Source organism: Lonsdalea populi, assembly GCF_015999465.1.
Lineage (GTDB): Bacteria > Pseudomonadota > Gammaproteobacteria > Enterobacterales > Enterobacteriaceae > Lonsdalea > Lonsdalea populi.
Window position 1 is genome coordinate 3,808,089 of record NZ_CP065534.1, and the last position, 20,172, is coordinate 3,828,260.

At 58.1% G+C, this 20,172-nt stretch carries 22 protein-coding genes; 21 read left to right on the forward strand and 1 reads right to left on the reverse strand.

Annotated elements, in window-relative coordinates; genetic code table 11:
- Position 1 precedes the first annotated feature (1 nt).
- From I6N93_RS16910 to I6N93_RS17010, 21 genes are all read left to right on the forward strand, one after another.
- Complete coding sequence (locus tag I6N93_RS16910) at positions 2-253, forward strand: acyl carrier protein (RefSeq protein WP_026738595.1); 252 nt, start codon at positions 2-4, stop codon at positions 251-253.
- Positions 240-833, forward strand: a complete 594-nt coding sequence (locus I6N93_RS16915) for a COG4648 family protein (RefSeq protein ID WP_085687743.1) — start codon at positions 240-242, stop codon at positions 831-833. Before I6N93_RS16910 ends, I6N93_RS16915 begins: the two co-directional genes overlap by 14 nt.
- Positions 833-2,191: an AMP-binding protein gene (locus I6N93_RS16920; RefSeq protein WP_085687808.1), complete on the forward strand. Its 1,359-nt coding sequence runs from the start codon at positions 833-835 to the stop codon at positions 2,189-2,191. The genes I6N93_RS16915 and I6N93_RS16920 overlap by 1 nt, the downstream gene beginning before the upstream one ends.
- Complete coding sequence (locus I6N93_RS16925; RefSeq protein WP_085687741.1) at positions 2,178-2,531, forward strand: 3-hydroxyacyl-ACP dehydratase FabZ family protein; 354 nt, start codon at positions 2,178-2,180, stop codon at positions 2,529-2,531. The genes I6N93_RS16920 and I6N93_RS16925 overlap by 14 nt, the downstream gene beginning before the upstream one ends.
- Positions 2,522-4,231, forward strand: coding sequence for a glycosyltransferase family 2 protein (locus I6N93_RS16930; protein WP_085687739.1), 1,710 nt, complete (start codon positions 2,522-2,524; stop codon positions 4,229-4,231). The genes I6N93_RS16925 and I6N93_RS16930 overlap by 10 nt, the downstream gene beginning before the upstream one ends.
- A complete protein-coding gene (locus I6N93_RS16935) occupies positions 4,228-4,656 on the forward strand; it encodes an acyl-CoA thioesterase (protein WP_085687737.1) in 429 nt (142 codons plus the stop codon). The genes I6N93_RS16930 and I6N93_RS16935 overlap by 4 nt, the downstream gene beginning before the upstream one ends.
- A 20-nt stretch (positions 4,657-4,676) precedes the next feature.
- Positions 4,677-5,258: a LolA family protein gene (locus tag I6N93_RS16940; RefSeq protein WP_036150133.1), complete on the forward strand. Its 582-nt coding sequence runs from the start codon at positions 4,677-4,679 to the stop codon at positions 5,256-5,258.
- A complete protein-coding gene (locus I6N93_RS16945; protein WP_085687735.1) occupies positions 5,230-7,551 on the forward strand; it encodes an MMPL family transporter in 2,322 nt (773 codons plus the stop codon). The genes I6N93_RS16940 and I6N93_RS16945 overlap by 29 nt, the downstream gene beginning before the upstream one ends.
- Complete coding sequence (locus tag I6N93_RS16950) at positions 7,551-8,126, forward strand: DUF3261 domain-containing protein (RefSeq protein ID WP_176222548.1); 576 nt, start codon at positions 7,551-7,553, stop codon at positions 8,124-8,126. Before I6N93_RS16945 ends, I6N93_RS16950 begins: the two co-directional genes overlap by 1 nt.
- Positions 8,123-9,280, forward strand: a complete 1,158-nt coding sequence (locus I6N93_RS16955; protein WP_085687733.1) for a beta-ketoacyl-[acyl-carrier-protein] synthase family protein — start codon at positions 8,123-8,125, stop codon at positions 9,278-9,280. The genes I6N93_RS16950 and I6N93_RS16955 overlap by 4 nt, the downstream gene beginning before the upstream one ends.
- Positions 9,273-9,749 carry an ApeP family dehydratase gene (locus I6N93_RS16960; RefSeq protein ID WP_085687731.1) on the forward strand — a complete coding sequence of 159 codons (477 nt, stop codon included), beginning with the start codon at positions 9,273-9,275 and terminating at the stop codon, positions 9,747-9,749. The genes I6N93_RS16955 and I6N93_RS16960 overlap by 8 nt, the downstream gene beginning before the upstream one ends.
- A complete protein-coding gene (locus I6N93_RS16965; protein WP_085687729.1) occupies positions 9,746-10,477 on the forward strand; it encodes a 3-ketoacyl-ACP reductase FabG2 in 732 nt (243 codons plus the stop codon). The genes I6N93_RS16960 and I6N93_RS16965 overlap by 4 nt, the downstream gene beginning before the upstream one ends.
- Complete coding sequence (locus I6N93_RS16970) at positions 10,477-11,703, forward strand: beta-ketoacyl-ACP synthase (protein ID WP_085687727.1); 1,227 nt, start codon at positions 10,477-10,479, stop codon at positions 11,701-11,703. Before I6N93_RS16965 ends, I6N93_RS16970 begins: the two co-directional genes overlap by 1 nt.
- A 618-nt stretch (positions 11,704-12,321) precedes the next feature.
- The gene (gene pstS / locus I6N93_RS16975; RefSeq protein ID WP_085687725.1) at positions 12,322-13,362 is read left to right on the forward strand and encodes a phosphate ABC transporter substrate-binding protein PstS; all 1,041 of its coding nucleotides are present in this window, start codon (positions 12,322-12,324) and stop codon (positions 13,360-13,362) included.
- A gap of 123 nt (positions 13,363-13,485) precedes the next feature.
- Positions 13,486-14,445, forward strand: a complete 960-nt coding sequence (gene pstC / locus I6N93_RS16980; RefSeq protein WP_085687723.1) for a phosphate ABC transporter permease PstC — start codon at positions 13,486-13,488, stop codon at positions 14,443-14,445.
- Positions 14,445-15,332 (forward strand): phosphate ABC transporter permease PstA, encoded by an 888-nt coding sequence (gene pstA, locus I6N93_RS16985; RefSeq protein ID WP_085687721.1) that lies wholly within the window; start codon positions 14,445-14,447, stop codon positions 15,330-15,332. The genes pstC and pstA overlap by 1 nt, the downstream gene beginning before the upstream one ends.
- Before the next feature lie 52 nt (positions 15,333-15,384).
- A complete protein-coding gene (gene pstB, locus I6N93_RS16990; RefSeq protein ID WP_026738579.1) occupies positions 15,385-16,161 on the forward strand; it encodes a phosphate ABC transporter ATP-binding protein PstB in 777 nt (258 codons plus the stop codon).
- 13 nt (positions 16,162-16,174) lie between these two features.
- Positions 16,175-16,906 carry a phosphate signaling complex protein PhoU gene (gene phoU / locus I6N93_RS16995; protein ID WP_085687719.1) on the forward strand — a complete coding sequence of 244 codons (732 nt, stop codon included), beginning with the start codon at positions 16,175-16,177 and terminating at the stop codon, positions 16,904-16,906.
- 179 nt (positions 16,907-17,085) lie between these two features.
- Positions 17,086-17,922, forward strand: coding sequence for an ABC transporter substrate-binding protein (locus I6N93_RS17000; protein WP_085687717.1), 837 nt, complete (start codon positions 17,086-17,088; stop codon positions 17,920-17,922).
- Between the two features lie 64 nt (positions 17,923-17,986).
- Entirely contained in the window at positions 17,987-18,736 is a 750-nt protein-coding gene (locus I6N93_RS17005) for an amino acid ABC transporter permease (RefSeq protein WP_373853581.1), read from the forward strand.
- 1 nt (position 18,737) lies between these two features.
- Positions 18,738-19,457: an amino acid ABC transporter permease gene (locus I6N93_RS17010; RefSeq protein ID WP_085687713.1), complete on the forward strand. Its 720-nt coding sequence runs from the start codon at positions 18,738-18,740 to the stop codon at positions 19,455-19,457.
- 4 nt (positions 19,458-19,461) lie between these two features.
- Here the strand turns inward: I6N93_RS17010 and yieH are convergent, their stop codons facing one another.
- On the reverse strand, positions 19,462-20,136 hold the full coding sequence (gene yieH, locus I6N93_RS17015; RefSeq protein ID WP_085687712.1) for a 6-phosphogluconate phosphatase: 675 nt from the start codon (positions 20,134-20,136) through the stop codon (positions 19,462-19,464).
- Between the last annotated feature and the right edge of the window lie 36 nt (positions 20,137-20,172).

Consider the following 20,172-nt stretch of genomic DNA (forward strand, 5'->3'; position numbering starts at 1 on the left):
TATGGATAAGAACGATATTTATCAGGAAGTCACCGGGTTGCTGGTTAAGCTTTTCGAGCTTGATGCGGACGATATCACTCCTGAGTCCCGCTTGTATGAGGATCTGGAACTCGACAGCATCGATGCTGTGGATATGGTGGTTCACCTGCAAAAACGCATCGGACGGAAAATCTCTCCGGAAACCTTCAAATCTGTACGCACCGTGCAGGACGTCGTTACTGCCGTCGAACATCTGCTCAATGAAGGGCAATAACGGTTTATCGTCAGGGAAAATTTTCTCCAGATTGACGGCCGGTCTGAGCGTGCTGCTGACGCTGAGCTGGCCTTTTCTGGTGTGGTTTAGCGTCACGCACCCCCATCAACGTTGGATCCTGCCTCTGCTGGCACTGGTGTTTCTTTTGCGTTTTTACGCGTTATCCAGAGATAAGCGACTGTTCAGAGAAACCGGGGGCCTGCTGGCGGCCATCGGGGCGCTCCTTTGCCTGACGAGCCTGTGGTTGCAGGATACCCAGTGGCTGATGGGGTATCCGGTGGTGGTGAATCTGGTGATGCTGGGTCTATTTGGCGGATCGCTTTACAGCTGCATGCCGATCGTTGAACGGCTGGCCCGTCTGAAAGAACCGGACCTGCCGCCTGAGGCCATTCGCTATACGCGCAAAGTGACGCAGATGTGGTGCCTGTTTTTCGTGTTTAACGGCAGCGTCGCGGCGTGGACCTGTCTGGCGGGAAATTTACGCTGGTGGACCCTGTGGAACGGCCTGATAAGTTACGTGTTGATAGGGATAGTGATGGGGGGCGAATGGTTGACGCGCCAACGCCTGAGAAAGAGATGATGAAGACGATAAAAGTCTCTCCGGTCTGCGACTGGTTATCGCTGGAGAATGGCGCGCAACGCCGAGTGGCCAGCCAGGGTTCGCAGGTGTTTACGCTTGCCATGCTGCGTCAGCAGGTAACTTTACTATGCGAGCAGCTGTTGGCCCACAACGCCCAGCGGTGGGCGCTTTGTTTTGAAGACAGCTACCTGTTTAGCGTGGGGTTGCTGGCGTCGCTGCATGCGGGTAAGACACCCATTATTCCCGGCCACTGTCGTTCGTCGGTGCTGCAAGAGCAGATAAGCGATTTCGATGGCGTACTGACGGACAGCGCGCTGCCTCTGGATTGCCCTGTCGTGACCCTCAGCGCCGAAACGCATTCGGCATCGCCGAACTGCGAGCTGCCGCCGATGCCGGATAGCGCCTGCGTGGTCCTGTTTACCTCGGGTTCGACCGGCACCCCTCGTCAGGTGGTTAAGCCAGTCCGCTGCCTTGATGAAGAGTCGCGTTGGCTGGGGGCGCTGTGGGGCGAGCGTTTGCAGGGTTGCCACGTTGTCGCCTCGGTCACGCATCAGCACATGTACGGCCTGACGTTCTGCATCTGGTTGCCCATGTCATTGGGCCTGAGTTTTGAGAGTCGACAAATCATGTACACCGAACAGCTGGCGGCATTCCCCCGCGAACAGCGCTACGCTTTTATCAGCAGTCCGGCTTTCTTACGACGTCTGGATTACGCATTGGCGGTGCCGCGCTGTCAGCTGATTGTCTCCGCGGGAGGCGCGCTGCCCTGGACGTCCGCGCAGAAGGCGGCGCAGGGGTTAGGTCATCCGATCGACGAGATTTACGGCAGTACCGAAACCGGCGTCATGGCATGGTGTTCGCGTGACGGAGAAAAGGCCGTCTGGACGCCGTTCGACGGCGTGATGCATCAGGCGGATGACTCGGGCGACTGGTGGGTGCGTTCGGCCCTGATTCCACAGCCGGAAGGGCTTCGACTGGACGACAAGCTGGCGTTCACCGGCGACGGGCGGTTCGTACTGTGCGGTCGTCACGATCGTATTTTGAAAGTCGAAGATAAGCGTATTTCTCTCAGTGAAATCGAACGTCGACTGCTGTCACTGCCTGAAATCGAAGACGCGGTAGCGGTGCAGGTCAAGCGGGGCGATCGTGCCTGTATCGGCGTGGTGCTGGTCCTCAAATCCCCTCATCGGGCCGTGAACCTGCCGAATCTGAAACGAAAATGGCGTCATGAGCTGCATCAGTGGCTGGAGCCGGTCGCGATGCCGCGGCTGTGGCGCATCGTCGAGGCCATTCCCGTCAACACGCAGAGCAAGCGCGCCTGGCCACAAATACAGGAACTTTTCCATGCTGCCCGTTGAGATCTCCCGGACAACCCATGAGAGCCAGGCGGAGCTGATGCTGCGCGCCGACGAGCGTCTGTTTTGGTTCCGCGGCCATTTCCCCCAACAACCGCTGCTCCCCGGCATCGCTCAGCTCGACTGGGCGATGCGTTATGGCGTGGAGATCCTGGCGCCGCAGTGGCGTTTCTGCGCGGTGGAAAGCCTCAAGTTTCAACGCCCCGTACTCCCAGGCAATACGCTGCGTCTTACCCTGAACTGGAAGGAAGACAAACGACAGCTGGCGTTCTGCTACCACATCGTGCGGGCGCGAGGCGACGAACTGCCGGCGAGCAACGGGAAAATCACCCTATGTCAGTGAACCGCGATTTCTTACCCTGCGTAGTGATCCCCTGCTATAACCACGGCGGCATGATGCCCGGGGTTCTGGCGCGACTGGCGCCTTTCGATCTGCCTGTTTTTATCGTGGATGACGGCAGCGAGACGGCCACGCAGCAGCAGTTGGAACAACTGGCCCGCGAAAACGATCGCGTGGCGCTGGTGCGTCTTGCGAAGAATCAGGGTAAAGGCGCGGCGGTGATCGTGGGGTTCGAAACCGCTGCGGCCGCAGGCTATACGCACGCGTTGCAGGTGGATGCGGACGGACAGCATCAGATTGAGGATATTCCTCGGCTGCTGGACGACGCCCGCGCGTACCCTGAGAGCCTGATTTCGGGGCGTCCGCGTTATGACGCCTCCGTGCCTAAATCTCGCCTCTACGGCCGCTACGTCACCCATTTCTGGGTCTGGGTCGAGACGCTTTCCCTCTCGATCAAAGACAGCATGTGTGGATTTCGAGTTTACCCGTTGGCGGCCACGCTGGCGCTGACGTCTCAACGGACGATAGGCCTACGGATGGATTTCGACACGGAAATCATGGTCCGGCTTTACTGGCAAGGCACCGCCAGCCGTTTCATTGAGACACGCGTCACCTATCCAGACAATGGCATCTCGCATTTTGATACGCTGCGAGACAATCTTCGTATCTCCTGGATGCACACCCGCCTGTTTTTCGGCATGTTGCCGCGCATACCCTCTTTATTGTTCCGCCGTCGCCGCACGCACTGGGCGCAGATTGCCGAACGTAAAGGTTTGCTGGGCATGCGCTTCATGTTGGCCGTCTATCAATGGCTGGGACGGCGAGGTTTTTCCCTGCTGCTGTGGCCCGTCATCGCTTTTTACTGGTTGACCGGAAAGGCGCAGCGGCAGGCGTCTTGCCAGTGGCTGGCTCAGGTTCATGACTATGCGGATGGTCGGGGGATTGCGCTGCCGCGTCCCTTAAACAGCTATCGCCATTTTCTGCGTTTTGGCTACGCGATGCTGGATAAAATCGCCAGCTGGCGCGGGGAGTTGCACTGGGGTAAGGAGATCGACTTTGCGCCGGGCGCGCTGGACGTCATCCATCAAGGACGGGAGCGGGGACAATTGATCCTGGCCTCCCATCTCGGCGACATCGAAGCGTGTCGCGGCATGGCCCAACAGGTCAGTGGATTGGTGATTAACGCCCTGGTGTTTACCGATAATGCCCAACGCTTCCGGCAGATTCAGGAGAGCTTGACGCCGCAGGCGGGCGTAAATCTGATCCCCCTTCGTGACATCGGACCGGAAACCGCGATGCTGTTGCAGCAAAAGCTGGATGCGGGCGAGTGGGTCGCGATAGTCGGCGACCGCCTTGCCGTCCATCGTCATCGGGGCGTTCAGCAGCGCGTCGTCTGGAGTGATTTTATGGGACGTCCCGCCCCCTTCCCGCAGGGGCCGTTTGTTCTCGCGGCCGCGCTGCGCTGCCCGGTGTTACTGATGTTTGTCCTTCGTGAACAAAACCAGCTTCGGGTTTACTGCGAGCCATTCGCCGATCCTATCATGCTGCCCAGAAGGTCGCGCCAGGAGGCGTTGCAACAGGTTATCGACCGCTATGCCGGGAGGCTGGCGCACTATGCGCTGAAAGCCCCTCTCGACTGGTTTAATTTTTTTGATTTTTGGAGTTTGCCGGACGAGACGTCGGCAAATAGGAAAAAAAGATGAGTGCACTGAACGATCCCCGCCTGAGTCACGATGTGGAGATAACGGTTTCATTCCACGATTGCGACCCGATGGGCGTGGTGTGGCATGGCCACTACTTCCGCTTTTTCGAGGTGGCGCGTGAAGCGCTGTTGAGCAAGTTCAACTATGGCTACCGGGAAATGAAAGCATCCGGCTATGTCTGGCCGGTCGTGGATACCCGCGTTAAATACCGCTCGCCGCTGACCTACGAACAGCGTATTCGCGTTCGCGCGACGGTGGAGGAAGTGGAGAACCGGCTGCGGATCGCCTACCAAATTTTCGATATAGACAGCGGACAACGCACCACTACCGGCTACACCATTCAGGTGGCGGTGGAGGAAGGAAGCCAGACGCTGAGCTTTGTCTCGCCCGATATCCTGCTGGAACGACTGGGAGTAACACTGTGAAAATAATCGGTTTTGCCGTGATGATGATGTTCAGCCTGACGGCGCAGGCCATGACGCTGGAAGCGCTACAGCAGCGTTTCAGCAGTCAGCCGGTCGTGCGGGCGGCGTTTACCCAGACGCGTGAAATCAAAGGGATGGCGCAACCGCTTAAATCCAGCGGAGAAATGCTGATCGCACAGCAAAAAGGGCTGTGGTGGCATCAGGCCAAGCCTTTCCCGCTGACGCTGGTGCTGGACGAACAACGAATGGTGCAGGTCATGAACGGGCAGGCGCCGCAGATTGTGACCGCGGAGAGCAATCCGCAGATGTTTCAGTTCAACCACCTGTTGCGCGCGCTGTTTCAGGCCGACCGTCAGGTGCTGGAGCAAAACTTCACGCTTGATTTCGCCGACCTGGGCGATCGGCGGTGGCGACTGGTATTAACGCCGAAAACCTCGCCGCTGGATAAATTATTCAACGCCATCACCCTCAACGGCCGTGAATATCTGGACCAGATAGAGCTCAACGACCGTCAGGGCGATCTCACCCGGATAACCCTTAGCAACCAGCGTCTGACGCCCCGGACATTGAGCGATGATGAGCAAAAACGATTCGTTTTCTAAATGGCATCGCCGGGCGGCGTTCGTCTGGGGCGGATGCTGCATGGCGTTATTGGTGGCGCTGACGCTGCTGTGGCCGCAGGCTCGCATCAACAACAGTGTGCTGGCGTTATTGCCCGATAAGTCGATGGGCGACATCCCGCCGGAACTGCAGGCGGGGTTTATGCAGCGGCTCGACCAGCAGATGGTCTGGCTCGTTGCGGCGGGGCAACAGGACGATCCGGCACCCGCCGCGTGGTGGCTGCAGCAATTGCGGACATGGCCGGAGATCAAGCAGGTCAAAGGCCCTATCGACGCCGAGCAGCAGAAGGCGTGGGGCAAGTTTGCCTACGAATATCGTAACGGACTGATCGATAACGCCACGCGTCAGCGCCTTCGGCAGGGCGGCGGCGCGCAGGCGGACTGGGTGCTGGCGCAGCTCTATTCCGCCTTCTCCGGGGTCAGCGGTCAGGAGCTGGCGCACGATCCGCTGATGCTGGTTCGAGGTTCGCAATTAGCGTTGCAGCAGCAGGCCAGCCGGCTCGGGCTATCGCAGGGATGGCTGAGCGCGCAGGATAAGCACGGTCAGCGCTGGTACTTTTTACACGGCGAGCTTAACGGCGACTCGTTCGATATGGCGCAGGGACAGCGGCTGGTCGAGAAGTTGACACGTTTACAGGAAGCGCTGAAAACCCGGTATCCCGACGCGCAGGTGCTGACGCGCGGCACCGTGCTTTTCAGCCACCATGCCAGCCAGCAGGCGAAGCAGGATGTCTCTACGCTAGGGACGGCGACCATGGTGGGCGTGCTGCTGTTGGTATTTTCCGTCTTCCGCTCGCCCCGGCCGCTGTTGCTGTGCGCGCTGTCCGTGGCGATTGGCGCGCTGGCCGGAACGGTCTTTACGCTGCTGCTGTTCGGCGAACTGCACCTGATGACGCTGGTGATGAGCGTCAGTATTGTCGGCATCTCGGCCGACTACACGCTGTACTACCTGACCGAGCGCATGGTGCACGGCGGCGCGGTATCGCCGCTGGAAAGCTTACGTAAGGTGCTGCCTAGTTTGCTGCTGGCGCTGGGGACGGCCGTGGCGGCCTATCTGATCATGGTGCTGGCGCCGTTCCCCGGATTGCAGCAGCTGGCGATTTTCGCCGCGACGGGGCTGGCCGCCTCCTGTCTGACGGTCATTTGCTGGTATCCGCGCTTGGTGCGGGGGCTGCCGGTGCGTCCTATTCCGGCGATGGTTCTGTTAGGGCGTTGGTTGGCGGCATGGCGTCGAAATCGGCGGGTGCGTTGGGGGATCCCCTTCGGCGTGCTGGCGTTCGCCGTTATCGGCATGTGGCAGCTCAAGATCGATGACGACATCTCGAAGCTACAGTCGATGCCCGCCGCGCTGGTGCAGCAGGAGCGCCAGGTCACGGCGTTGACCGGACAGGGCGGGGATCAAACCTGGTTCGTCGTGTACGGCGACAGCGCTGAGCAAACGCTGCAGCGCCTGGAACAGCTGGCCCCCCGGCTCCAGGAGGCTCAAAAACAGCGCTGGTTGATGTCCTACCGGTTGCTGCCGCTGGCTTCTCGGGCGCAGCAACAGCAGGATGAACGGTTGATCGCCGCCGCTGCGGCTACCGTGGTGGCGCGACTGCAAGAGGCGGGCGTGAGCGTTTCTGCGCCGGATGTGAAGCCGATGCCGGTGACGCCGGAGGTCTGGTTGAACAGTCCCCTGAGCGAGGGATGGCGGCTGCTCTGGCTGACATTGCCTGACGGCCGCAGCGGTGCTCTGGTACCGGTCAATGGCGTTCGCGATAGCGCGGCGTTGGCGCGTCTGGCTCAGGAAACGACGGGCGTTATCTGGATCGACCGCAAAAGCAGCTTTGATCACCTGTTTGGCTTCTATCGCGTCATGCTGAGCTGGCTGCTGATCGCGGCGGTCGCGGCGATTGCGTTGAGCTATGCGGTGCGTCTCGGCGTGCGCAAGGGGTTACTGAGCGTGGTGCCGTCGGTCCTGTCTTTGGGCGGCGCGCTCGCCCTGCTGGCGCTGAGCGGCCATGCGCTTAACCTGTTTTCTCTGCTCGCGCTGGTGCTGGTGCTCGGCATCGGCATCAACTACACGCTGTTCTTCAGCAACCCGCGCGGCACGCCGATGACCTCGTTGTTGGCGGTGGTGCTGGCGATGTGTACGACGTTGCTGACGCTCGGCATGCTGGTCTTTAGCGGCACACAGGCCATTAGCAGCTTTGGCATCGTTCTGTGCGGTGGTATTTTTATCGCCTTTTTACTGGCGCCGCTGGCTTTACCGGATTCGAAAGGAAAGAAAAAATAATGTTATTACGCAATGTGGTGCTGGTGTTTTTCAGCCTGTTATTGGCCGCCTGCGCCGGTAAATCGCAGGACAACCGTCCTCAGGCCTGGCTTAAGCCGGGCGTGAGGGTCACGCTGCCCGCGCCGGCGATAACGCCCGCGGTCAATCAGCAGCAGCTGCTGACCAGTACTTATAAGGGAAAACGGCAGTCTTTGATGGTGATGCTGAGCGCGGATGAACGGCGCCTTTCGCTGGCCGGATTGTCCTCTTTGGGGATTCGTCTTTTCCTCATCACGTATGATGCGGCGGGCATCCACACCGAGCAGTCCATCGTTCTGCCCGAAATGCCGCCCGCCAATCAGGTGCTGGCGGACATCATGCTCAGCCACTGGCCTATCGCCGCCTGGCTGCCCCAGCTTCCGGCAGGATGGTCGTTGCAAGATCGCGGCGACGCCAGGCAGTTGCGCGATAATCGCGGCAACCTGATTACGGAAATTCGTTATATGACCAGAAACAACCTGCGCGAGCCGGTCAGCGTTCAGCAGTTCGTCTTCGGCTATAAGATTGCCGTTCAACCGTTGGATGGCGAGTCATGATATATATCCATGCCGCAGGCATGTTGAATGCCTTGGGCAACGATAATGACGAAATTGCCCTGAATTTGTCGCGCTCCGTCGCGCCCGGCATGAGCCCCGATCACCGCTGGTTATTGCACGACAGGACCTGCTGGACGGGAAAGGTGATGGCTGAACTACCGGCGATCCCCGATGCGCTGGCGAAGCATAAAAGCCGCAATAACCAACTGCTGCTGGCTGCGTTGCAGCAGATACTTCCGCAGGTTAACGCGGCGATAGCCCGGTTTGGGGCGGAACGCGTGGCCGTCGTGATGGGAACCAGCACCTCAGGCTTGGATGAAGCGGATTGCTACGTCAGCGACCAGACGATGGATTATCACTATGAACAGCAGGAGCTGGGCGATCCGTCGCGTTTTCTGGCCTCTTACCTCGGTCTGCACGGACCGGCCTACACCATATCCACCGCCTGCTCCTCCAGTTCGCGTGCGCTCATCAGCGGAAAACGGCTGATCGATGCGGGGCTGGCGGACGTCGCCATCGTCGGCGGGGCAGACACGCTGAGCCGGATGCCGTTAAATGGGTTCGACAGTTTGGAGTCGCTGTCCGAAAAACGCTGTACGCCGTTCGGCAAACAGCGCGACGGCATTACCATCGGAGAGGGTGGCGCGCTGATGTTGATTGGCCGGGAGCCGGCCGAGATAGCCGTGCTCGGCGTCGGCGAGTCGTCGGATGCTTATCATATGTCCGCTCCGCACCCGGAGGGCGAGGGTGCCGAACGAGCGATCCGCATGGCGTTGGACGCCGCCGGCCTGGATCCGCAAGATTTGGGCTACATCAATCTGCACGGTACGGCGACGAAGCTCAACGATCAGATTGAGTCTCAGGTGGTTCACCGCGTGTTCGGCAGCACGGTCCCCAGCAGTTCCACCAAACATCTGACCGGCCACATGTTGGGGGCGGCGGGGATTGGCGAGGCCGCCTTGTGCTGGCTGCTGCTGACGCGCGGCCTGCCGCTGCCGCCGCAGGATTTTTCCCAGAGCGAACAGGATGATGAACTGCCGCCGTGCGGTGTGCTGACTGAACCCGAGGAATTGGCGCGTCCCGTCATTCTGTCCAACTCTTTCGCATTTGGCGGCAATAATGCCTGCCTGATTTTGGGGAGGCATGATGGCTGAATATGCTTGCGCAGAGCGTTACCTGCCTCATCAAACGCCGATGGTGCTGGTGGAAGAGGTGGTCGCCATTGATGACGACGGCGCCCATTGCCGGGTGAGCGTCTCGGATACCGGCGTACTGGCGCCTTTTCTGGATGCTGAGGGGAATCTGCCCGTCTGGTTCGGCATCGAGATCATCGCCCAGACCGTCGGCGTGTGGTCCGGCTGGCATCAGCGTCAGGTTAGGGACGTGAAGCCGCAGCCCGGCATGCTGTTGGGCGGACGCGGTTATCGTTGTCAGCAGGAATCCTTTCCCGCCGGATCGCAGCTGGATATTCGCGTCAGGCTACTGATGCGCGATGAGAAGATAGGCAGCTTCGAAGGGGATATCGCGATCGCGGGAGCGTCGTTCGCTTCCGGCAGACTGAATACCTACCAGCCGGACAAAGCCGAGCTGCAACAATTATTAGAGCAGGAAGAAAACGAATGAGTCGTTCAGTCTTGGTAACAGGCGCCAGCAAAGGGATCGGTCAGGCCATCGCTTTGAGTCTGGCGGCGGACGGGTTTACGGTGGCGGTGCATTATCATCGCGATCGGGAAGGCGCCGAGCAGACGCTGCGCCAGATGGTTGAATCAGGCGGTCAGGGCCGCATTATCGGATTCGATATCGCCGATCGTGAGCAATGCCGCACGGAGATTGAGCAGGATATCGAGCGTCACGGGGCCTATTATGGCGTCGTCAATAATGCGGGCATCACCTGTGACGGCGCCTTTCCCGCGCTGGATGAAGACGCGTGGGATCGGGTCATTCACACAAACCTCGACAGCTTCTATAACGTGATCCACCCCTGCGTCATGCCGATGATCGGCCTGCGTCAGGGGGGCCGCATCATCACGCTATCGTCCGTCTCCGGTCTGATGGGAAACCGCGGTCAGGTTAACTACAGCGCGGCCAAGGCCGGAATTATCGGCGCGACGAAAGCGCTGGCCATCGAACTGGCTAAACGCAAGATCACGGTGAACTGCATCGCGCCGGGGTTGATTGATACCGGCATGATTCAGATGGAGCCCGTCGCCGTGGACGAGGCGATGAAAATGATCCCCATGAAGCGCATGGGGCAAGCAGAAGAGGTCGCCGGATTGGCGAGTTATCTGATGTCGGATATCGCAGCTTATGTGACCCGACAGGTGATTTCGATTAATGGAGGCATGCTGTAATGCGTCGTGTGGTGGTGACGGGAATGGGCGGGGTAACCGCGTTTGGCGAATCCTGGGCAAGCGTCTCCCGCGGTTTGTTGTCCGGCCGCAACGCGGTAAGCAAAATGCCGGAATGGCAGGTCTATGACGGCCTGAACACGCTGCTGGGCGCGCCCATAAAGTCGTTCCAGCTGCCTGAGCACTATACGCGCAAGCGCATCCGCTCAATGGGCCGGGTGTCGCTATTGGCGACGCGTGCGACGGAGCTGGCGTTGGAACAGGCGGGTCTGCTGGGGCATCCTGTCCTGACCAACGGCGAGACCGGCATTGCCTACGGCTCTTCCACCGGCAGCACCGGGCCGGTCAGCGAATTTGCCACCATGCTGACGGAGAAACACACCAACAACATCACTGGAACGACGTATGTCCAGATGATGCCTCACACCACGGCCGTAAACGCCGGCCTGTTCTTCGGCCTGCGGGGACGCGTGATCCCCACATCCAGCGCCTGTACGTCCGGCAGTCAGGCCATCGGTTATGCGTGGGAAGCCATCCGGCACGGCTATCAGACGGTGATGGTGGCGGGCGGCGCTGAAGAACTGTGTCCGTCGGAAGCCGCCGTTTTCGATACGCTGTTTGCTACCAGCCAGCGCAATGACGCCCCGGAAACGACCCCGGCGCCGTTCGATGCCGGACGCGATGGTCTGGTGATTGGAGAAGGGGCCGGGACGTTAATTCTGGAAGCGCTGGACCACGCCGTGGCGCGCGGTGCGACCATCTATGCGGAGCTGGTGGGGTTCTACACCAACTGCGATGCGGCGCATATCACCCAACCTCAGCGCGAAACCATGCAGCTATGCATTGAAGGCGCTCTGCGCGTCGCCGGCTTGTCGCCGAAAAATATCGGCTATATCAATGCGCATGGCACGGCGACGGATCGCGGCGATATCGCGGAAAGCCTGGCGACGGCGGCGGTGTTCGGTCGCTCTACGCCCATCTCCTCGTTGAAAAGCTATTTCGGCCATACGCTGGGAGCCTGCGGTTCGCTGGAGGCCTGGATGTCGATTGAAATGATGCGTGCGGGGTGGTTTGCTCCGACGCTGAATTTACGGCAGCCAGCCGAAGAGTGTGGCGAGTTGGACTACATCATGAGCGAACCTCGGCGTATTGAGGTGGATTATGTGCAGTCGAATAATTTTGCGTTCGGCGGCATCAACACCTCGCTGATTTTCCACCGCTGGAAGTAATACGCTCTCTTATTTACCGGATAACCTGTTTCACCCGCGGGTTATCCAATATCGCGACTTGGTCTCATTTTAATCCCCTCCGTTTCTTGTAAGAATTTATTCAGCGCCTTTCCATTTCAAAGAAAAATAATCGATAAAAAAATCCTTGATGTCATTTTTAGATATTTTAGTCACACTCTTACCGTAATTTATTTTGATGCTAATTATTGATTTTGTGGGTGATTGTTTTTCTATCCGGATTATTGATATGGCGGTGTTCTTCGGCTTTGTGAGTGGGGTTATTTCGTCCTTTCTTACGTATAAAGGGGGATTCACTGAATGGTGATTAAGGTAGGAAAATAAACCCGCGCGTCGTTTAATTCGGCGTTAATTGCCGTTCCGTCCGGGTGAAAATAGCGAAGACGGATGAAACGACGCAGGCGTAGAAAGGTGCGAATTAACTACGAAATAAGGGGGTCATCAAAGAGTCATGGTAAACACTGTGATCGTCATAAAAATGTCATATTTCATACATTTTACTGTCATCCAATTGACCTATTTTTTGCTTCAGCAAACTACACTCTGATAATACACGCTCGCTCTGGGTCTACACGTTGATAATATCCCACAGGAGGGATTATGAAACTGATTCGTTCCACTGTTGCCAGTCTTGTTGCAGCAGGTGTTTCTCTGACTGCCGTTTCTGCCTTCGCTGCCGTTAACATCACCGGCGCAGGCGCGACCTTCCCCGCTCCGGTCTATGCCAAATGGGCTGACTCCTACCAGAAAGAAACCAGCAATAAAGTTAACTATCAAGGCATTGGTTCTTCCGGCGGGGTGAAGCAGGTGACGGCTAAAACCGTAGACTTCGGCGCATCCGACGCTCCGCTGAAGGATGAAAAGCTGACTCAGGATCATCTGTTTCAGTTTCCGACCGTCATCGGCGGTATCGTGCTGGCGGTCAACGTTCAGGGCGTGAAGCAGGGCGAACTGACGCTGGACGGCAAGACGCTGGGTGATATCTACCTGGGCACCATCAAGAAATGGAACGACCCGGCCATCGCCAAGCTGAACCCGAATGCGACGCTGCCGAACCAGGATATCGCCGTCGTCCGCCGCGCCGATGGGTCAGGCACCTCCTACGTGTTCACCAGCTACCTGGCGAAAGTGAATGCGCAGTGGAAAGAGAAAGTCGGTTCCGGCAACACGGTGAACTGGCCGACCGGTCTGGGCGGAAAAGGCAACGACGGGATCGCCGCTTTCGTACAGCGCTTGCCGGGGTCGATCGGTTACGTCGAATACGCTTACGCCAAACAGAACAACCTGGTTTACACCAAGCTGATCTCTGCGGACGGTAAAGCGGTCAGCCCGTCTGGCGCTTCGTTCAGCAACGCAGCGAAAGGCGTGGACTGGAGCCAGTCCTTCGCGCAGGATCTGACCGATCAGAAAGGCGACGATGTGTGGCCAATTACCTCCACCACCTTCATCTTGCTGCAAAAAACGCAGAGCAAACCGGAAATCGGCAAGGAAGTGCTGAAGTTCTTCGACTGGGCTTACGATAAAGGCGCCGCTCAGGCGGAAGCGCTGGATTACGCGACGTTGCCGAAAGAGGTCGTCGAACAGGTTCGCGCCGCGTGGAAAACCCAGATTAAAGACAGTGAGGGTAAAGCCCTGTACTAATGGTGTGTTGTACGATAGAACGTTTCCCATCATGTAGTAACAGAGAGGTGGATAAACCGGAAACGGCCTATCCACCTTTGAACATTTCATTGGGTTATCCCAGTTTATTAGGAAGAGAGTTGTATGGCTGAATATAAGCCAACCATTACTCCACCAGGAAAACATGGCGACGTGATCTTCGGCGCGATAGTCCGGTTGGCGGCGCTGTTAACGTTGCTGCTGCTGGGCGGTATTATCGTTTCGCTGATGATTGCGTCCTGGCCCAGTATTCAAGCCTTCGGTTTTTCATTCCTGTGGACGAAAGAGTGGGATGCGCCTGCGGGGAAGTTCGGTGCGCTGGTCCCGATTTACGGCACTATCGTCACGTCGTTGATTGCGTTGATCATCGCCATTCCCATCAGTTTCGGCATCGCGCTGTTTCTGACGGAGCTGGCTCCCGGCTGGTTGAGGCGTCCGCTGGGCGTCGCCATTGAGCTGCTGGCGGCGATCCCCAGCATCGTGTACGGCATGTGGGGGCTGTTTATTTTTGCTCCGCTGTTCGCTGAATATTTTCAACAGCCGGTGGGAAACGTCCTGTCAGCGGTTCCGTTCGTGGGCGCGCTGTTCTCCGGTCCTGCCTTCGGCATTGGTATTCTGGCCGCCGGCGTGATTCTGGCCATCATGATCATCCCTTACATCGCCGCCGTCATGCGCGACGTCTTTGAGCAGACGCCGGTGATGATGAAAGAGTCGGCTTACGGCATTGGCTGCACCACCTGGGAAGTGATCTGGCATATTGTGCTGCCGTTCACCAAAAATGGGGTGATCGGCGGCGTCATGCTGGGTCTGGGACGCGCGTTAGGCGAGACCATGGCGGTGACCTTCATTATCGGCAATACCTATCAACTGGACAGCGCCTCGCTGTTCATGCCCGGCAACAGCATCACCTCCGCGCTGGCCAACGAATTCGCCGAGGCGGAAAGCGGCCTGCATACCGCGGCGCTGATGGAGCTGGGGCTGATTCTGTTTGTGATTACGTTCATTGTGCTGGCCTGCTCAAAATTCATGATCACGCGTCTGGCGAAAAATGAGGGGGCAAGCTGATGGCGACGATGGAAATCGAACGCCGCGACGAGAAAGCGCGCAACCGGCGAAAAATGCAGTCCTGGCGTCGTCAGAAGAACCGCATCGCGCTGTGTCTGTCCATGCTGACTATGGCGTTCGGGCTGTTCTGGCTGATTTGGATTCTGTTCTCCACCTTTACCCGGGGATTCGACGGCATGTCGATGGCGCTGTTCACCGAAATGACGCCGCCGCCCAATACTCCCGGCGGCGGTCTGGCGAATGCGATCGTCGGCAGCGGGCTGCTCATCCTGTGGGCCACGCTGTTCGGCACGCCGCTCGGCATCCTGGCTGGCATCTATCTGGCGGAGTACGGCCGTAAGTCGCTCATCGCCGAAGTGATTCGCTTCATTAACGATATTTTGCTGTCGGCGCCTTCCATCGTGGTCGGTCTCTTCGTTTACACGCTGGTCGTGGCGAAGATGGAGCACTTTTCCGGCTGGGCCGGCGTGATAGCGCTGGCGCTGCTGCAGGTGCCTATCGTGATCCGCACGACCGAGAACATGCTGAAGCTGGTGCCGGACAGCCTGCGCGAAGCGGCGTATGCGCTGGGGACGCCGAAGTGGAAAATGATTTCCGCCATTACCCTGAAAGCCTCCGTGTCCGGCATCATCACCGGGATTTTGCTGGCGGTGGCGCGCATCGCCGGGGAAACGGCGCCGCTGCTGTTCACCTCGCTGTCGAATCAGTTCTGGAGCACCGATCTGATGAACCCGATAGCCAACCTGCCGGTCACCATCTTCAAGTTCGCTATGAGTCCGTTCAAAGAGTGGCAGGATTTGGCCTGGGCCGGCGTGCTGCTGATTACGCTCTGCGTTCTGTTGCTGAATATTGTGGCGCGCGTGCTGTTCGCTAAGAAAAGCGCCTGAAACCCTGTCGAGTGTTGCGTAGCAGCAACACCGCTAGAAGAGAGAAGTCTTGATGAGTATCGTTACTGAGACATCCACCAGCAAAATCCAGGTGCGTGATCTGAATTTCTATTATGGAAAATTTCACGCGCTGAAAAACATCACGCTGGATATCGCGCAGAATCAGGTTACCGCGTTTATCGGCCCGTCGGGCTGCGGTAAGTCCACGTTGCTGCGCACCCTGAACAAAATGTACCAGCTGTATCCGGAGCAGCGCGCCGAAGGGGAAATCCTGCTGGACGGAAACAACATCCTCACCGATAGTCAGGATATCGCCCTGCTGCGTGCCAAAGTGGGCATGGTTTTCCAGAAACCGACGCCGTTTCCGATGTCGATTTATGACAACATCGCCTTCGGCGTTCGCCTGTTCGAAAAGCTGTCTCGCGTCGAAATGGATGAACGGGTGCAATGGGCATTGACCAAGGCGGCGCTGTGGCAGGAAACGAAAGACAAACTTCACCAGAGCGGTTATAGCCTGTCCGGCGGTCAGCAGCAGCGTCTGTGCATCGCGCGCGGGATCGCCATCCGGCCGGACGTGCTTTTGCTGGACGAACCCTGCTCGGCGCTGGACCCGATCTCGACGGGCCGCATCGAAGAGCTGATCTCCGAGTTGAAGAAAGAGTACACCGTGGTGATTGTCACCCATAATATGCAGCAGGCAGCGCGCTGTTCCGATCATACGGCGTTCATGTACCTGGGAGAGCTGATTGAATTCAGCGACACCGACACGCTGTTTACTGCGCCACAGCAGAAACAGACCGAAGACTACATCACCGGTCGCTACGGTTGATCAGGGGAGTTTGATGGAAAACCTCAATCTGAATAAACATATCTCCGGTCAGTTCAATGCCGAGCTTGAGCACATTCGCACTCAGGTGATGACGATGGGCGGGCTGGTTGAACAGCAACTGACGGATGCCATCACGGCGATGCATAACCAGGACGAAGACCTGGCCAAACGCGTCATCGCAGGCGACGCCAAGGTCAATATGATGGAAGTGAGCATTGATGAGGCCTGCGTGCGCATCATTGCCAAACGTCAGCCCACGGCGAGCGATCTGCGTCTGGTCATGGCGATCATCAAGACGATTTCTGAACTGGAACGCATCGGCGACGTGGCGGACAAAATCTGCAGCACGGCGCTGGAGAAATTCTCCCACCAGCATCAGCCGCTGCTGGTCAGCCTGGAGTCGATGGGGCTGCACACGGTGCAGATGCTGCACGACGTGCTGGACGCGTTCGCCCGTATGGATTTGGAAGAGGCGATCCGCATCTACCGGGAAGACCGCAAGGTGGATAAGGAGTACGAGGGCATCGTGCGTCAGCTGATGACCTACATGATGGAAGACTCGCGCACCATCCCGAGCGTGTTGACCGCGCTGTTCTGCGCCCGTTCCATCGAGCGCATCGGCGACCGTTGTCAGAACATCTGCGAAATTATTTTCTATTTCGTGAAAGGTCAGGATTTCCGCCATGTCGGCGGCGACGCGCTGGAAAAATTGCTCATCGAAAACGATGCGAAAAAAGACAGCTAACGTCTTGTGATCATATTACCGAGAAGGCCCCGCACCGCGGGGCTTTTCTTTTCCCGTCAGGAAAATCGTGTAACCGGCCGGATATGTAACATAAGATTATATTATAGTCGGATATGTTATTTCCCTACGTTTAGTCTGGTGTTAGCCTATGCCCTAGAAAAAGGAGGCAGGGATAACCTATGAGAAATCGTTTTTTAACGTTGACGTTGGTGGCCGGATTGACCGCGCTTTCAGGGATCGCGCAGGCGGATAAGTTGGCGGATATTCAGAAGTCCGGCGTGGTGAAAGTCGCCGTTTTCGATAGTAATCCGCCGTTTGGCTATGTGGATCCCCAGAGTAAAAAGCTGGTGGGCTACGATATTGATATTGCCGAAGCCGTCGGCAAAGCGCTGGGCGTTAACGTCGAGCTGCGCGCCACCAACCCCGCAAACCGCATCCCTCTGCTGGTATCGAAAAAAGTCGATCTCATCGCCGCTAACTTCACGATCACCGACGAACGCGCCAAACAGGTCAACTTCAGTATTCCTTACTTCACCACCGGACAAAAATTCATCGCCCGCAAAGGCGTGCTGAAAACGCCGGAAGACATCAAAAGTCAGCGCATTGGGGCGGATAAAGGCACCGTGCAGGAAATTACGCTGCGCGAGCACTACCCTACGGCCAAGGTTATCTCTTATGACGATACCCCGCTGGCTTTCGCGGCGCTGCGTAACGGCAACGTGCAGGCGATCACCCAGGATGACGCCAAACTGGTTGGTCTGCTGGCGAACATCCCGGCGGCGCAGAAGGCGGAGTTTGAAATCTCGTCGTTCAGCATTACCCGAGAATACCAAGGCATGGGTATTCCTAAAGGAGAAGAGGCGCTGACTAAAAAGGTCAACGACGCGCTGTCGGATCTGGAAAAACAGGGTGAGGCAGAGAGGATCTACAACCGCTGGTTCGGGCCGGATACGCTTTCCGCTCAGCCGCGCGGCGACTTTAAGTTTGCGCCGTTAGACCAACAACTTAAAAGCTGATATCCCTTCCGATGACTGATGCTCTCATTCGTCCTCCGCATCGCGGAGGACATCATTGTTTATGATGTTTGCTGAAACGATACAACACTGGCTGACGCAGTGGCTGCTGGCGCCGCAATACCTGACATGGCTGTGGCAAGGTTTCCTGATGACCCTCGGCCTGTCCGCCGCCACAGTGGTTCTGGCCTCGCTATTCGGCATGCTGCTGGCCGCCGCGCGGGACAGTCGTGTCCTTGTTCTGCGCTGGCTGGCTGTCGCCTATAGCGCCCTGTTCCGCAACACGCCGCTGCTGGTCCAGCTATTTTTCTGGTACTTCGGGACCGGTCAGCTGTTTCCGTCGTGGGTGATGCAGTGGCTGAATGCCTCGCATGAACTTTCTGCGTTGGGATTCGCACTGCCGTGGCCTTCCTTTGAATTTCTCGCCGGACTGCTGGGCTTGACGCTCTATTCCAGCGCCTTCATCGCCGAAGAGCTGCGCGCGGGGATGGCCGGCGTCGCGACAGGGCAGAAGTATGCCGCGCAGGCGCTCGGCCTGTCCGGCTGGCAGGCTATGCGTTACGTATTGTTGCCTCAGGCGCTGCGCATCGCCTTTCCGCCGCTGCTGGGGCAGTACATGAACGTCATCAAGAACTCGTCGTTGGCGATGGCGATCGGCGTGGCGGAGCTGTCTTACGCATCACGTCAGGTGGAGACCGAAACGCTGCGTACCTTTCAGGCCTTTGGCGTCGCCACGGTGTTTTATATCGGCGCCATTGCTGTGCTTGAAGGATGGGGCATGTGGCGTCAACAGAGAAAGTCGACGGAGGCGCGCTGAAATGGATTTTACGATCATCCGCGATAACTTCACCTATCTGATGTGGGGGACGTTTCCCGATGGGTCGTTGGGTGGCGCGGCGCTGACGTTGGCGATTAGCCTGATAGCGGGCGTCGCCTCGGCCGTGCTGGGCACGCTGTTTGGCATCGCACTCGCCATGTCCCGAGGCTGGCTGGCCGCCCTGTTGGCGATGGTGCTGGGATTTTTCCGCGCCATTCCCGTCATCATGCTGATTTTCTGGTCCTATTTCTTGTTGCCGGTGGTATTCGGCGTGGATATCCCTGAGATCACCACCGTCGTTTGCGCGCTGGCGCTGATCGCCTCAGCTTACCTCGCCCACGGGGTTAAAGCCGGGATTGTGGCGATAGGCCGCGGTCAGTGGCAGGCGGGGTTGTCGCTCGGCTTCAACCGCTGGCAGACGCTGGGCTATATCGTCTTGCCGCAGGCGCTGCGCATGATGGTGCCTTCATTCATCAACCAGTGGATTTCCCTGATCAAAGATACGTCGCTGGCATATATCGTGGGCGTCGGCGAGCTGACGTTTCTGGCGACGCAGGTCAACAACCGCAGTATGGTGTATCCGCTGGAGGTCTTCCTGTTCGTGGCGTTGGTTTATTTCGTCATGTGTCTGGCGCTGGATGTGCTGGCGACCGGCATCAGCCGCCGCTATGGCCGCCGCCGGAGCCACCAGAAAGTCGCCCGAGGCAAGGCGGCGGCTTGACGGCTCAGCGCTCTGACGTCAACGCAGACCAGCCGCGCTCGCGCCAGAGCGCGGGCAGTTGGCGCATATCGTCGAACCGGGTGACCAGCGGGTGATGAATGGGCCTGTTAAGCGTATCGGCGCAGTAGTAAAACACCGGGATCCCGGCGGAGATGCCCGCCTGTACGCCAGCCTCTGAGTCCTCCACCAAAATACAGCGTTCAATCGCCACCTTCATCTGGTCAGCGGCGTAGTAGAGGATCGCCGGATCCGGTTTCCAGGTCTGAATGTCGTAGCCGCTGTAAATATGGTCGTTGAAAAAGGGCAAAAGCGCCGTCTTCCCCAGCGTGCGCTGCATTTTACTCACCGGCCCGTTAGAGACGACCGCCGTCGGCACCTGCAGTTTTTCCAGCAGTTCGCGTACACCCGGGATGGGTTGCAGGGCCGCCTCAAACAAACGGGCGATCTCGTCGCGATACGCCTGCTCCAGCACGGCCGTCTCTTGCGTCAAATGATAACGTTCGCAGGTGCGGATAATGATGTCGTGAAGCCTGACGCCTTTAAACTCGGCGATAAATTGTTCTAATGCCAGAGACACGTTGTAGGTGGCGAACACATTGACGTAGGCCTGACAGCACAGAACTTCGGTATCGACCAGCGTTCCGTCGCAGTCAAACAAAACGCACTCAATCTGGGACATGGCCTGCCTTAACCGGAGAGACAAAAGATACCTCTA

Excerpts from the sequence above, each read along its gene's own strand:
- I6N93_RS16910 (WP_026738595.1), top strand. The coding sequence starts at position 2 with ATGGATAAGAACGATATTTATCAGGAAGTCACCGGGTTGCTGGTTAAG.
- I6N93_RS16915 (WP_085687743.1), top strand. The coding sequence starts at position 240 with ATGAAGGGCAATAACGGTTTATCGTCAGGGAAAATTTTCTCCAGATTG.
- I6N93_RS16920 (WP_085687808.1), top strand. The coding sequence starts at position 833 with ATGAAGACGATAAAAGTCTCTCCGGTCTGCGACTGGTTATCGCTGGAG.
- I6N93_RS16925 (WP_085687741.1), top strand. The coding sequence starts at position 2,178 with ATGCTGCCCGTTGAGATCTCCCGGACAACCCATGAGAGCCAGGCGGAG.
- I6N93_RS16930 (WP_085687739.1), top strand. The coding sequence starts at position 2,522 with ATGTCAGTGAACCGCGATTTCTTACCCTGCGTAGTGATCCCCTGCTAT.
- I6N93_RS16935 (WP_085687737.1), top strand. The coding sequence starts at position 4,228 with ATGAGTGCACTGAACGATCCCCGCCTGAGTCACGATGTGGAGATAACG.
- I6N93_RS16940 (WP_036150133.1), top strand. The coding sequence starts at position 4,677 with ATGATGATGTTCAGCCTGACGGCGCAGGCCATGACGCTGGAAGCGCTA.
- I6N93_RS16945 (WP_085687735.1), top strand. The coding sequence starts at position 5,230 with ATGATGAGCAAAAACGATTCGTTTTCTAAATGGCATCGCCGGGCGGCG.
- I6N93_RS16950 (WP_176222548.1), top strand. The coding sequence starts at position 7,551 with ATGTTATTACGCAATGTGGTGCTGGTGTTTTTCAGCCTGTTATTGGCC.
- I6N93_RS16955 (WP_085687733.1), top strand. The coding sequence starts at position 8,123 with ATGATATATATCCATGCCGCAGGCATGTTGAATGCCTTGGGCAACGAT.
- I6N93_RS16960 (WP_085687731.1), top strand. The coding sequence starts at position 9,273 with ATGGCTGAATATGCTTGCGCAGAGCGTTACCTGCCTCATCAAACGCCG.
- I6N93_RS16965 (WP_085687729.1), top strand. The coding sequence starts at position 9,746 with ATGAGTCGTTCAGTCTTGGTAACAGGCGCCAGCAAAGGGATCGGTCAG.
- I6N93_RS16970 (WP_085687727.1), top strand. The coding sequence starts at position 10,477 with ATGCGTCGTGTGGTGGTGACGGGAATGGGCGGGGTAACCGCGTTTGGC.
- pstS (WP_085687725.1), top strand. The coding sequence starts at position 12,322 with ATGAAACTGATTCGTTCCACTGTTGCCAGTCTTGTTGCAGCAGGTGTT.
- pstC (WP_085687723.1), top strand. The coding sequence starts at position 13,486 with ATGGCTGAATATAAGCCAACCATTACTCCACCAGGAAAACATGGCGAC.
- pstA (WP_085687721.1), top strand. The coding sequence starts at position 14,445 with ATGGCGACGATGGAAATCGAACGCCGCGACGAGAAAGCGCGCAACCGG.
- pstB (WP_026738579.1), top strand. The coding sequence starts at position 15,385 with ATGAGTATCGTTACTGAGACATCCACCAGCAAAATCCAGGTGCGTGAT.
- phoU (WP_085687719.1), top strand. The coding sequence starts at position 16,175 with ATGGAAAACCTCAATCTGAATAAACATATCTCCGGTCAGTTCAATGCC.
- I6N93_RS17000 (WP_085687717.1), top strand. The coding sequence starts at position 17,086 with ATGAGAAATCGTTTTTTAACGTTGACGTTGGTGGCCGGATTGACCGCG.
- I6N93_RS17005 (WP_373853581.1), top strand. The coding sequence starts at position 17,987 with ATGTTTGCTGAAACGATACAACACTGGCTGACGCAGTGGCTGCTGGCG.
- I6N93_RS17010 (WP_085687713.1), top strand. The coding sequence starts at position 18,738 with ATGGATTTTACGATCATCCGCGATAACTTCACCTATCTGATGTGGGGG.
- yieH (WP_085687712.1), bottom strand. The coding sequence starts at position 20,136 with ATGTCCCAGATTGAGTGCGTTTTGTTTGACTGCGACGGAACGCTGGTC.